The organism is Methylotuvimicrobium sp., from assembly GCF_050611805.1.
In the GTDB taxonomy this organism is placed as follows: Bacteria; Pseudomonadota; Gammaproteobacteria; order Methylococcales; family Methylomonadaceae; genus Methylotuvimicrobium.
The window spans coordinates 1-12,343 of record NZ_JBNGHF010000085.1 but is presented as its reverse complement, the minus strand read 5'-3'; the positions used below and the strand labels follow the sequence as shown (position 1 = coordinate 12,343).

Sequence of the window (12,343 nt, the reverse complement as noted above, 5' to 3'; positions counted from 1 at the left end):
GAGCTTCCTGAACAGGTTACCCAAGCTGGAGCTTGGGTAACAGCATATTTTAGTTATTGCGACTACGACTGGCCACTGCTTGGATACTTGGCTTCGGCAAGCTGAAGCATCTTGCTAATCAGGAAAAACAATGAGTTATTTTGTTTTTATGCGGAAAGGTAAGTTTTTTTAATCAAGGACTTGAAAAAATGTGAAATCGATCATATTATCCCAGCAAAGCAGTCAAGAAATACTCGTCCGACACGCCCATAAGCCTGTCGATAATTATTGCCAAATTAGAGGTTAGTCCGGTCAAAACTTAATTTTCACCGTAAATTAGTTATTTAGGGGGGCGTATGGACATTACACATCAAAGTGAAATCAGACGCGACAATTTTCCTATCTTCCTGTTCGCGTTGACGTTATTTAGCAGTGCTTCTTTAATGTTTGTTTTACAACCAATGTTTGGGAAAGCGCTTTTGCCTTTATTAGGCGGCTCTGCATCCGTATGGAATACCTGTATGGTGTTTTATCAGAGCATCCTTTTTCTGGGTTATCTTTATGCCCATTTTCTCTCAACTCGCTTTGGTTATCGAAAGCATCTTGCCATCCACCTTTCGATACTGCTTATCAGTCTTTATTTCCTTCCGGTAAGTATCCCTGAGGGCAGCAGGCCGCCCAGTTCGGAAAATCCCAGTATTTGGTTGTTGTCGACTCTATTTGTGTCGATAGGCTTGCCGTTTTTCTTGTTGTCCACTAACTCACCATTATTGCAAAAGTGGTTTTCAAAAATCGGCCATCAGACCAGTAACGACCCTTATTATCTTTCGATTGCCAGTAATGCCGGCAGCTTGATCGCGTTATTGAGCTATCCTTTTTTACTGGAGCCCGCTATCGGTATTACCCAGCAACAGCAATATTGGAGTGCGGGTTTTCTTGTGCTGATAGGCTTGATTTCTTTGTGTATGCTAGTTCTGAAACAGCAGCACTTTCAGCCTGCAGTCAATAATAAGGCATCAAGTGTTAATCTAGTCGAAAAGCCTGAGCTGAAATTACAAATTCAATGGTTATTATTGGCGTTTGTGCCTTCCAGTTTGTTATTGGGCACGACTAATTTCATCAGCATCGATATCGCCACGGTGCCGTTGTTATGGGTTATTCCTTTAGCCTTGTATTTGTTCTCATTTATTTTGGTATTTTCCGGCTACGGCGCCGCTATTCATAAGAAAGTATTATTGATACAGCCCTGGCTGGTTGCACCCTTTTTGATTTACTACTTTTCGAATCAAAAACTGGCTTCTTTTTCAGTTGAATTATTGATTCATTTATTAGTTTTCTTTATATCCATCATGGTATGTCATGGGGAGTTAGCTAAGAAACGCCCCTCGACAAACTATCTCACTCAATATTATTTAATCATGTCTTTCGGCGGGATGCTCGGAGGTATTTTTAACAGCTTTATCGCGCCGTTTATATTCAGCTCGATTTACGAATATCCACTGATGATTGTTTGCGCATTGTTGTTGAACCCAATCAATGGCATTGGTCAGTATGTTAAGGAACATTTGGCGAAAATTATTTTTAGCGCTTACTTCATTACGTTTGCGGTCATTTTATCGATCAGTGTCAAACAACTGGACGATGCATTTCTCATTAGTTTTGCGATCATTGCTTTAATGGGCGCAGCCTACTTTCTATTTAAAAAAAATTCTTTGTATTTTCCTTTGGTTGGACTGTTGGTGCTGTCCTGTGCGGCGCCGGAAAAACATCAAGGCGGAGACCAGCTCTTGCATCAAAGCCGAAATTTTTATGGCGTATTGTCGGTCAAGAAAATTTCGGATCTCAATGTCGACAACAATACGCACACATTGCATGAAATTTATAGCGGTACAACCCGGCATGGCTTGCAGTTGTTGAACGATGTCAATCGACAATGCACACCGAACGGCTATTACAGTCCGCAAGGGCCTTTGGGTTCCATTTTTGCGAATTACAACAACCAAAACAACGCTTGGCGGATCGGCGTTGTCGGTCTTGGAGCTGGAGAAATGGCCGGTTACGCCAAAACTTCTCAACACTGGACATTTTTCGAACTCGATCCGGCCGTTGTGCAGATCGCAACGAATCCAGAGTATTTTACTTATTTAACGGATTGTATCAGCGGTTACGATATTCAAGTCGGAGACGCCAGAATCACATTGGAAAATCAACCAAATCCTTTTGATTTATTGGTTATCGACGCGTTTACATCGGATTCGATACCGACCCATTTACTCACCAAGGAAGCTTTGGAGTTGTATTTTTCCAGATTGGAAAATCACGGCTTGTTGGTTTTTCACATTTCCAATCGTTATCTGGAATTGAAAAAGGTACTATCCGACCATGCGGAAAAATTGGGATTGACTCTGTTGTTGCAAGAGTTCAGGCCTGAGCAAAATATTCCTTTTGTTTATCGATCGGATTGGGCCATTCTGGCTCGAAAAGAAGCGGACCTTGTGCCTTTAGTCAATGCCGACTTGCAGCATAATTGGCAAAAAGTCCCCCATTACGCCGATGCTCGTTCATGGACGGACGATTTCACTAGCATCATGAGCGTTTGGAAATAAGCTATGTCCTTTTGCACTTTCAAATTTCGGCAGTGCCTAAGGCGCCGGGGTTCTCGCTCCCTCACCTAACGCTAGGTGAGGGAAAGCCATTGATTTTCAATATCCACTGATTTTTCAAACAGTACCGTTCCCAGGTATTCGATAAACTCTGTTCAGCACCTTTACCGGTACTTGTGTATAACGGCGAGAGCTCCAGCTTGGGAAAGAGCTTGATGTAGGTTGGCCGTTTTTAGCTTGATGCGTATGGGTTACCATGGTACGCAAATCGTAACCTACGAGGGTATTGAACAGTTAAAACCTGTTCCAAAACATTCTTTTGTCCTTTTTTGAACGTTAGGTTAGGGGGCGAATAGAAATCGGAGCGCTGTTTATTGTTTGTTAATCGGTAATTGGGCGATTCGATGCTCTATTTGTTGTATCATTTTCTGATAGGCGGCGCCTTCTAAGCCGCCGTAGAGTCGGTTAAATGCTTGTTCTGCAAGATATTCGGGCAAGTCTGCCGTTTCGGGGATGATGTCGCGTTCTTGGGCCGTGGTCATAAATTCTTGAATTTTTCTGGCTTGTGATGGTTTTTGTACGGCGAGTTCGCCCATGAGCGTGCCGACCCGATTGGCGGTCATATCGATGAATGAAAAGCCGCTGCCGCCTCTCGAATCTTCCAGTTCTTTATATAATCCTATGGCATCTGCCAACGGCGTGCCGGCATAGGCGGCAAGCGTAGCCGACACTAGATAATGTTTGCTTAAATCGTTTCTTTTATTGAGAGTGACGGTTCGCCATATTGGACGATATTGGCTTTTCAATGATGGAATAATTTTATTCAGCGTTAAACGGTTGGCATATAACGTTAGAACCAGAATAACGGCACGGTTTTCCCCAATCGGGTCGCCTCGGCGACTGCGTTCGTTTGCCAATTGAAATAAGGGTTGCGTGAGTTCGGTCAAACTCAAGTGCCTTTTGGGCGCGCGCGTTAGCATTACCAAGCGTTGTTGATAAACTTCAATGCGATGCTGTTCTTGTTCGGGTAAAAAAGCGCCGCTGAGCTTGGTCGGTAAATTTTCATGCCACTTATAAGTCACGATGATTCGTTTATTGATGAATCTGACATTTCTGATCATGGCTTGAAGCGCCTTCCAATCGGCATCCGGCAGCATAAGGCTGTAGATACTTTTGCTTAAGTTATTAGCTATAAGTCCGGGTATTCTTAATTTGCCCAGTGATAGGTGGTCGATTTCAGGAAGACTCTCAGTTTGCTTGAGTTCGAGTGTTAAATTTAAATAATTGCCCAGTGGGTTTGAGGGTAATTTTAGGGTACTTTCAATGATTGCTCGCCCTTGTTTGATCGTTAAACCGGCAACGCCGCCTATGTATTGATTGACGAAATAATTGACGGCTAGGTCTAAGTCTCTCTGTTCAATGCTGGCTCTTGCTATCGTGCCGGTTGCTAGGCGTCGCGGGTCGTTTTGTACAAAAATTTGTTTTCCTCTGGCTATTTGCTCGGTGGTGATATCGGGTCTTTTTCTTAGCTTGGGTTTATCTTCTACGACTAACACCAATAAGGTGGTTGCCAGGACTAGGAAAACCAATACCGATGAGAACAATAGTTTTACAATGAATTTCATTTTGCTAGCCAAATTTCGGTACCGGGGAGCAATGCCATTATTAGGTGTCAAGAAGTTAGGTGCTGGGAGTTATTATACCCTTCGTATATCAAAATTCGGCACAGTGGTGTCCGTCAAAGGCCCATCCCTAAATTTCTAAGTCAATTAACCATGGTCAATGGAATGGACTATGGAATTTAGTGCGCTTCGAGGGATGCGACATAGGCCGTGGTTGTCAAGCATCAGTGGCTTTCCCACACCTAGCGTTAGATGAGGGAAAGCCGAGAATACCAAGTTACAATAAATGGCATCGAGGTCAAAAAGACTAAAATAAGCTGTTATTCAAGCTCCAGCATCCCGACAATCAAGGAAGATTGAACGAGCAAGCCGGGGTTGATTGAGAATGTGCGGAGGTTGTGTTGGTCTCAGGAAGCTCTTGCCCTGAGCCCTTCGGCTGCGCTCAGGAGAGCCTTGTCGAAGGGGGAGCTTCCGGAGTGTCTTTCCCAGGCTGGAGCTAGGGAAAGAGCGTGATGCGGGTTGGCCGTTTTTAGCTTGATACGCTACAAAACTCATGGTTCCAGGAAAGTTATTTTTGACGATATCCTAAATAAATTTGACCGATATAGTAAGTTTTTTTATAGTGATTCGATACTATTTTTGGATGTTTTGTATAAATTGTTACGAACACTATGGCCTGATAGGGAGTCGAAAACATGAAATTTCTTGCTGTTCATCCTAGTCCGCTAATGTATACCAAGGTGTTTTTACGCCTTGAGCCGCTTGGTCTGGAACAAGTTGCCGAAACGGCTCGGCGACAAGGTTACGATACGCGTTTGATCGACTTACAGGTGGAATCTCATCAAGATTTATTTCGTCTATTGGACGATTGGCAACCCGATATCGTTGGTTTCTCGTTGAATTATTTGGCCAATGTTCCCGAGGTCATCGATCTTGTCAAAGCCGTGAAAGGCCGTTTGCCTAAAGGGTTTGTCTTTATCGGCGGGCATAGCGCCTCGTTTACCGCCGAAGAGTTATTGGAACATAGCGAAGGTAGTCTCGATGCCATTCTCAAAGGCGAGGGCGAGTCGGGGCTTCCTTTGTTGTTCCAAGCCATCAAGGAAGACAGGGAAAACGTTCATTGCGTGCCCGGCGTGGTGACGATGAAAGGCGAGGGTGGACAGCCGACGTTTATCCCTGATCTTGACAATCTTGCGCCGGCCCGAGACTTAGTTCGACATCGTAATAAATATTTTCTCGGCACGCTGGATCCTTGTGCATCAATCGAGTTTTCCAGAGGGTGTCCATGGGACTGTTCGTTCTGCAGCGCTTGGACATTCTATGGACGAAGTTATCGCGTGATGAGTCCTGATAAAGTCGTCGAAGAAATGGAAAAAATTCGCGAGCCTGGTATTTTCATTGTCGACGATGTCGCATTCATTCAAGAAAAAATGGGCTTCGAAATCGGCGAGGCCTTGGCTCGGAAAGGCATTAAGAAAGAATATTATTTGGAGACGCGCGGAGATGTGTTGCTGCGTAACAAAGACGTATTTAAGTTCTGGAAGGAACTCGGGATGAGTTACATGTTCTTGGGTATCGAGTCGATCGATGAGGAAGGGCTCGAAAAATACCGTAAACGTATTGATTTAAGTCGTAATTTCGAGGCTTTGGAGTTTGCTAGGACCCTAGGTATCAATGTCGCGATCAATATCATCGCCGATACCGATTGGGATCACGAGCGTTTCCGTGTGGTCAGGGAGTGGTGTAAAGAAGTGCCTGAAATCGTTAATATCAGCGTCAATACGCCTTATCCGGGAACCGAAAGTTGGCTGACCGAGTCGCGTAATTTGACGACTCGCGATTATCGATTGTTCGATATTCAGCATGCGGTGCTGCCGACTCGCTTACCGATAGAAGAATTTTATGCGGAATTGGTCGAAACTCAGCGTGTCATGTTTACTAAACACATGGGGTGGGCGGCTATGCGCGATGTGACGAAGGTCTTGGTCGGCAATTTAATGCGCGGCCAAACAAATTTTGCGAAGAATCTGTTTAAATTCGATAAAGTATTCAATCCGGAATTGCAATTGGCAGACCATCAAATGCCGGTTAAATATCAAATGAAGCCGCCGGTTAAAGACACTAAATTTTCCAGCGCCAAGGCCTTATCCAAGTCGCTGTATGTTCATGAGCCGTTAGGGCGGACTAGTCGGCAGTTGGATGACGATACCGAAAAATTTGTCGATGAGAGTCGGGGCGCCTTGAGTGAGTCTTGACGGCATTCGTTATCGGTTTGGCAGATATTCCGGTAGAGACGAGGCGACTGTCTCTACCGGTCTATTGTTTTGAAAGAAATAATAATCGATCTATCGGATCCAGTTTGTGTTCCATTTTAAATGCGAGGCTAATTCCGCTTCGATGAGTTGATCGTAGTGGCGTTGCAGCGTTGCCTCTGTCGGACGCGGGTAGACTTCGGTTTCAATTTCACTTCGTAATTGGCTTATAAAATGACGTTGTAAAACGGAATCCTCGGGTATTGTGATTTGTTCAGGTTCGTTTTTTGCTTTGGCAGCGGGCTTATTAATTAGCGTATCGATGCGTTTGGGTTTCGGTGGCGCAGGAGAATCAAGAGCCGATTCTCGGCCATCGATGAATTTAAACAGAGATAAATCTTCCGGATTAACTAGGCGGTTTTCCAATTCGGAATCGACTAATTGTTCATAGTGCCGCTGCAATACGCAATCGGTCGGGCGCGGAAACAGCGACGCTTCGATTTCGCTACGTAGTTGCGTCAACCAGTGTCTTCTCAATACACTATCCTCGGGGACTTCGTGCTTAGAGTCAGAATTGCTTGGCGTACCGACTGCGTGTTCTATGGGGCTTGATTTTAGCTTTACTTCGATAATCGAACCCGGAGCGGAAGCGTCGGGTATTTCGATGCCATCGATAAGTTTGAAACGATGTAAGGCTTCCGGATTAAGTAAGCGGTTTTCCACTTCGGATTCGACTAATTGCCCGTAGTGGCGCAGCAATACGCAATCGGTCGGACGCGGAAATAACGTTGCTTCGACTTCGGCGCGCAACTGCGATAATAAGTGACGTCTCAATACCGAATCTTCGGGAATCGGAATCTTTTGTTCAATCCATGTTTTAGTGTCTTTAACCGGAGCACTTTCGGTTGATATCGTCGATGTGGCGGGTTTTCGACTTTGTTGGGATGTTTCATCAGCGTGAGCTTCCTTGAGGTTTTTTTCAATCTGTTTGAGTATTCGTCCTGCCCGGCTTTTGATTTCTTCCCGTTGCCTAACTTCTCGCCATATCAGAAACGGCAGTATCAAGCCGATGACGGCAAATAAACCTGAAACCGCAGCCCAGACCAAAACGCCTTTCGTGAATAACTGAAAAGTCCACCAAGAAAATCCCAATAATACGGCAATGCCGAAGGAAATTTTTAGCGATAACTTAAAAGTAGCGGTACTTGAATTGCCGCTATTGATGTAAGTAGGGTCGATATCGTTTTTTAATTCTTGGAAATGAGCGGTATCGTATTTCGAATGTTTGGCGGTTTCGAGTCTATCAAGGTTTCTTCTCAGTCGTTTTTTATGTACGGTGTTTCTTATCGCCAGAAGCATAATAATCAATGTGGTCGACAGTGTAGCGGCCATGGTGATCATAATTTCGTCGGTAATCATAGCTACCCCCTTTATTGTAATAATTTTTGGATGTTTCCATTTGCCGTGACAACAGCAAGGCTGAGTTGTCATGAGATCCTGCGACCTAGCATGCGTTTAGATGAAAGTCAAATGCAAATCTAACAGAATTGACATTAAATATCTAATAATTTATTCGGAGGGGGCTAAAACATGCCGCAAAAGGGTCTTACGGTAACCCAATCGCCGGCGGATTTAGATGTATCTTGATGATTCAAAATGATAAACGCATTGGCTTTGCTCATCGACATCAAAATGCCCGAGCCTTGTTTGCCGGTGGTTCTGACGATCCAGTCGCCATCTTGATCGCGGCTGAGGATGCCGCGCTGTATTTCGGTGCGTCCCGGTTTTTTGCGAAGTTTTTCGGTTGTACGCGCGATGATTGTTGGAGTGATCGGCTTATCGACGATGCCGAGCATTTTTTCCAAGGCCGGTAAAACGAAATAATAAAAGGTGACCAATACCGCGACCGGATTACCCGGTAAGCCGAAAAACGCGGCATTTCCGATGCGCCCGAATGCCAAAGGCCGGCCCGGTTTGATTGCGATTTTCCAGAAATCGACTTGCCCTGAGTTTAGTAGGGCCGTTTTCGTGAAGTCGGCTTCTCCAACCGAAACGCCGCCCGATGAGATGATGAGGTCTGCATAACGGCCCGCTTCGTTAAAACGCTTCAATAAAGTATCGGGGTCGTCTTCGATAATGCCGAGATCTACGACTTCGATATCGGGTCTGTCCAGTGCCGCCAAGAGGCTATAACGATTGCTATCATAGATGCCGCCTTCGCCGGGCGTTTCAAACGGAGCAAAAATTTCGTTGCCGGTCGAGGCGATCGCGACGACCAGTGGGCGTCTGACATTGATTTCGTTAATGCCGAGTGAAGCGAGTAAGCCGATATCCGGCGGCGTGAGGTAGCGTCCCGGAGCCAAGACGGTTTCACCTTGTTTGATATCTTCCCCGGCGCGGCGAACGTTATCGCCGGCTTTATGCCGATTATCGATGGCGATAAAGCCGTCTTCGGTTTCGACATGCTCTTGCATGATCGCGGTGTCGAACGGCTTAGGTAAAGCGGCACCGGTCATGATGCGCAGGCAGGTACTCGGCTCGACAGCACCCTGATAAGGAGTACCGGCCAGGGCAAGGCCTTTTACGGCAAGTCGCTTGATTCCTTCGGACGGGAGTTCGGAGCTGTGCAATGCATAGCCGTCGACAGCCGAATTGGTTTGCGCAGGTACATTTAGAGTCGAGACGATGGCTTCATATAAAGTGCGTCCTCGGGTTTTTTCAATCGGCAAACGTTGATAGCCGTTAATAGTCGGAAGATTGGCTAAAATTCGGGAAAGCGCGACTTCGCAAGGCATTAGTCCCGATTCAAAGATGTCTGTGCAGCTAGGTTGAGTTTTGATCATTTGCGGATACTCGGGCCGTTTATCGGGATGCCGTTGCCAATATAACTTAAAAAATATTCCAAATTACGGAATTGGGCGCTTTGCGCGCCGGGCGATTCCGCACGGACTTGTTTGAGACACTCGGCAAAGCGCCGGTGCAGCGTGCCGGTTTCACCCCATTTCAAACGATAGACCGGCCAATGGCTGGTATGGCCCAATGACGGGCTTAACACTTCCGAGCGCAGTCGTTTGCCGGCGTTTTGCACATGGCAGGTCGCGCAACTGAAGTTCAATTGGCCGCGCCGTTCGTAATAAAAAGCTTTCCCGGCCTGATAGGCGGCCAGAGAACGCGGATCGTTATCGGGAATTTCGATTGCGAGAACTTTGCCGCGGCTCGTATAAGCCAAATAGGCGAGCAAAGATGCGATTTCGCCTTTTTGATAGGGCAAAGGAGGCTCGCCATTTCGTTCGCGGCAGTCGTTCAAGGCTTTTGCCAACGTAACGACTTCGCCGGTTTCGCTATTCCACTTCGGATAAAGTTGAGCGATGCCGATGCCGCGATTCGGCAGGCAGTCCGCATAATGAGCGCCATTGGAAAAAGGTATCGAAAACAGGGTTTTACCTTCTTCCAAAGCCCATTCGTACGGCGGAAATTCTTCGATCGCCCGCCAGGATTGCCGGGCACCGGGGTCGATTGCATAAACGCCGTCGGCATAATCCTGTAGCGTCAATTTAGGAAATAATGTCCGGTAATGTTCGGTCAAGGCTTTGTGGTCCTGTTCCGGGTCGGCAAGTGCCGATCCGGCCAGGATTCCTAGCAACAATGGATAGACATAGCGTAAGCCTTTGCTCATGACGGTTCGGCTAGTCGTTGTTCGGCGCTGCCGCTGAGGCCTTGATTGTCGACCCAGTCGACACGGATCAGGTCGTCGTTTGCAATGCCTTTTAACCAAAAGGAAAAATAAGGATTTTTCGAGATGCTGCCGGCCATTTGTGCGCTCAAGATCGTTTTTCCGTTTTGACTTACTGTCAAGGCCTTGATGAAATGCGCCGGAATCAATTCTTGCGTCTCCGGATCTCGATTGCGGCCGTGTTCCATCGGATGCGCGATCAAGATTTTCAATTCGGTTTTGCCGTTTTTGGCGTTGAGGCGAATTTTGGTTTTGGTCATGTTAGTAACGAGCATGCAATTACTTCTTCAAATGTCGGAAGGGGGTTTGGTGGCTCGATTGACAGGTGTCGGCGGCAGGGATAGCCGCCGCCAAGCCTACAAGGATGTATTCACGGCGTCCTGTCAAGCGAGTCACCAAACCTCCACAAAGCTTACTGTTTCGGAAAGTGATTTTCGTATATACCTTAGCCTCCGCAGCCGCCGATCGTGACCTTGACTTGTTGACGTGCGCTATAGAGCTTATCACCCGCTTTGATTACGGCAATAACATCGCAGGTTTCGGCCATTTTTAGTTGCGCCGATACGAACGGTTCGGTATTTTCGGACAATGTGAAAATCGCCGCCAGCGGCACCGGGTTTTTCTCGACCAGAATCGCGATGCTTTCGACATCGCTTAGCGTGCTGGCAACCTTGATCGGCACGACTGCTCCGTCTTCGGCGATTAGCGGTAGGTTGAGCGAAATTGCAGCGGAATCGGCAATGTCCGCTCCGGCAAACAAGCGATCCAGCGTGTGTTCGAGCTTTCCCGGCGAGAAATAGTCTTCGGCCCATTCGGCGAAAACTTGTCCCGGAGTCATCAGTCCTGCACAAGCGGCTATGACGTAACAGCCCGATGCCGTAGCGTGGTGTAAAAATTTTCTACGCGAATAAGTCATGAAGTTTCAGTTCGATTAGGCGATATACCAATCGTAGATCATAATTCGGCACCGGGGTGATCGTCAAAGGACGCCGTGAACCCAGCACCTAAATTCCAAAGCCCATTAGCTATGGTTAACTATCTTGGATAATTTAGGTGCTGGGTGAATACGTCCATGTAGGCTCTATGCCTGCATCCTGGCAAAGCCTTTGCACGCGCCATGGATGGCCTGAATGTCGATTTTGCAGGAGCAAAAATCGACCGATTACCCCGGCGCCTCCTTAATCATCGCCGAAGTTTGAAGTGCGAAAGGTATAATTAGCGATTTTTCATGCCGACTATTCTAATCATTTCTTTTAGCTTTCGGAAACGTATTGCTCATGACTGTCGAATTAAACGAATTACTCTTTGCCATACACTTCATCAGCGCCGATCCCAATCATGCAAGCGAAGCATTTTTGTCGCTCGAAACCGGTAAAATCCATATCCGTTCCGAGTACATTGATTTCGAAGGGGCGGAGGAACTGCCCGACGATTTGGATGACCCGGCCCGTTATATTAGCCTGCCGGATAAGCATGATCTTAATCTTGGTACGTCATTGGTTTGGTCTTTCGTCGACAAATATAGTTCATCCGATTATGATCGAGTCAGGGCCATGTTCCGAAAACGCGGCGCCTATGCGAAATTTAAGGATTGGGCGGACCGTAACGACCTTCTGGAAACATGGCACCGTTTCGAAGAAGAGGCTACAAAAAAAGCCGCTCGCGAATGGTGCGAGGAAAATGATCTGCATTTAGTCGAAAAATAATCTTTCGCTATTTTCATAGCAGGATTGGGCTTGCAGCTAAGCTTTCGAAAAAAGCCATTTTTAGTTAATTGCTGTGTTCCCGCTTTTTAAACTGAAATATCACGCTCTTTCCCAAGCTTCAGCTCTCATCGTATTACATAAATTGTAGGGTACGCTGCGCGTACGAAAGCCGTGCCCTGGCGGTTCGGTTGGTACATGAACATTTCGGGGTTACCATGGTACGCACAGCGTACCCTAAGCGGATCGCCTAGCGCTAGTCTCTCACCTAGCGTTAGGTGAGGGAAAACCAATGATGCTTGACACCCGCGGCTTATATCGAAGGCGTAGGGTGCGCGATGCGCACCCTACGACTAAGGGCAATCGAGCAAAGCCGGCTTTCGCCGATGAGGTCACGCGCAAAATTGCTCGATGCTCTGCAATATGCCTTGTGTATCCAATCCGCAAAAAC

At 46.7% G+C, this 12,343-nt stretch carries 9 protein-coding genes; 3 read left to right on the top strand and 6 right to left on the bottom strand.

The features are described 5' to 3' along the window. Nucleotides 1–335: 335 nt before the first annotated feature. Nucleotides 336–2,585 carry a fused MFS/spermidine synthase gene (locus ACRJJO_RS21135; protein ID WP_431067547.1) on the top strand — a complete coding sequence of 750 codons (2,250 nt, stop codon included), beginning with the start codon at nt 336–338 and terminating at the stop codon, nt 2,583–2,585. Between the two features lie 368 nt (nt 2,586–2,953). Here ACRJJO_RS21135 and ACRJJO_RS21130 read toward each other — a convergent pair whose 3' ends face one another. After that, on the bottom strand, nt 2,954–4,207 hold the full coding sequence (locus ACRJJO_RS21130) for a hypothetical protein (RefSeq protein ID WP_431067546.1): 1,254 nt from the start codon (nt 4,205–4,207) through the stop codon (nt 2,954–2,956). A gap of 692 nt (nt 4,208–4,899) precedes the next feature. On the opposite strand from ACRJJO_RS21130, the gene hpnR reads away from it, so the two are divergent. Beyond that, on the top strand, nt 4,900–6,459 hold the full coding sequence (gene hpnR / locus ACRJJO_RS21125; protein ID WP_431067545.1) for a hopanoid C-3 methylase HpnR: 1,560 nt from the start codon (nt 4,900–4,902) through the stop codon (nt 6,457–6,459). A 90-nt stretch (nt 6,460–6,549) separates the two neighbouring features. Here the strand turns inward: hpnR and ACRJJO_RS21120 are convergent, their stop codons facing one another. The 5 genes from ACRJJO_RS21120 to soxY form a co-directional block, all read right to left on the bottom strand. Continuing rightward, nucleotides 6,550–7,875, bottom strand: a complete 1,326-nt coding sequence (locus ACRJJO_RS21120) for a hypothetical protein (RefSeq protein WP_431067544.1) — start codon at nt 7,873–7,875, stop codon at nt 6,550–6,552. A gap of 164 nt (nt 7,876–8,039) precedes the next feature. Continuing rightward, a complete protein-coding gene (gene moeA / locus ACRJJO_RS21115) occupies nt 8,040–9,299 on the bottom strand; it encodes a molybdopterin molybdotransferase MoeA (protein ID WP_431067543.1) in 1,260 nt (419 codons plus the stop codon). Beyond that, nucleotides 9,296–10,132: a sulfur oxidation c-type cytochrome SoxA gene (gene soxA, locus ACRJJO_RS21110; protein WP_431067542.1), complete on the bottom strand. Its 837-nt coding sequence runs from the start codon at nt 10,130–10,132 to the stop codon at nt 9,296–9,298. The genes moeA and soxA overlap by 4 nt, the downstream gene beginning before the upstream one ends. Further along, nucleotides 10,129–10,449: a thiosulfate oxidation carrier complex protein SoxZ gene (soxZ, locus tag ACRJJO_RS21105; protein ID WP_431067541.1), complete on the bottom strand. Its 321-nt coding sequence runs from the start codon at nt 10,447–10,449 to the stop codon at nt 10,129–10,131. The genes soxA and soxZ overlap by 4 nt, the downstream gene beginning before the upstream one ends. 185 nt (nt 10,450–10,634) lie before the next feature. Further along, nucleotides 10,635–11,105: a thiosulfate oxidation carrier protein SoxY gene (gene soxY / locus ACRJJO_RS21100; protein WP_431067540.1), complete on the bottom strand. Its 471-nt coding sequence runs from the start codon at nt 11,103–11,105 to the stop codon at nt 10,635–10,637. A 361-nt stretch (nt 11,106–11,466) separates the two neighbouring features. Here soxY and ACRJJO_RS21095 point away from each other — a divergent pair, with 361 nt between their 5' ends. Then, the gene (locus ACRJJO_RS21095) at nt 11,467–11,895 is read left to right on the top strand and encodes a UPF0158 family protein (protein WP_431067539.1); all 429 of its coding nucleotides are present in this window, start codon (nt 11,467–11,469) and stop codon (nt 11,893–11,895) included. The last annotated feature ends 448 nt before the right edge of the window (nt 11,896–12,343 follow it).

Coding starts and splice junctions, on each gene's coding strand:
- soxZ (WP_431067541.1), bottom strand. CDS start 10,449: ATGACCAAAACCAAAATTCGCCTCAACGCCAAAAACGGCAAAACCGAA.
- hpnR (WP_431067545.1), top strand. CDS start 4,900: ATGAAATTTCTTGCTGTTCATCCTAGTCCGCTAATGTATACCAAGGTG.
- ACRJJO_RS21120 (WP_431067544.1), bottom strand. CDS start 7,875: ATGATTACCGACGAAATTATGATCACCATGGCCGCTACACTGTCGACC.
- soxY (WP_431067540.1), bottom strand. CDS start 11,105: ATGACTTATTCGCGTAGAAAATTTTTACACCACGCTACGGCATCGGGC.
- ACRJJO_RS21130 (WP_431067546.1), bottom strand. CDS start 4,207: ATGAAATTCATTGTAAAACTATTGTTCTCATCGGTATTGGTTTTCCTA.
- ACRJJO_RS21095 (WP_431067539.1), top strand. CDS start 11,467: ATGACTGTCGAATTAAACGAATTACTCTTTGCCATACACTTCATCAGC.
- moeA (WP_431067543.1), bottom strand. CDS start 9,299: ATGATCAAAACTCAACCTAGCTGCACAGACATCTTTGAATCGGGACTA.
- ACRJJO_RS21135 (WP_431067547.1), top strand. CDS start 336: ATGGACATTACACATCAAAGTGAAATCAGACGCGACAATTTTCCTATC.
- soxA (WP_431067542.1), bottom strand. CDS start 10,132: ATGAGCAAAGGCTTACGCTATGTCTATCCATTGTTGCTAGGAATCCTG.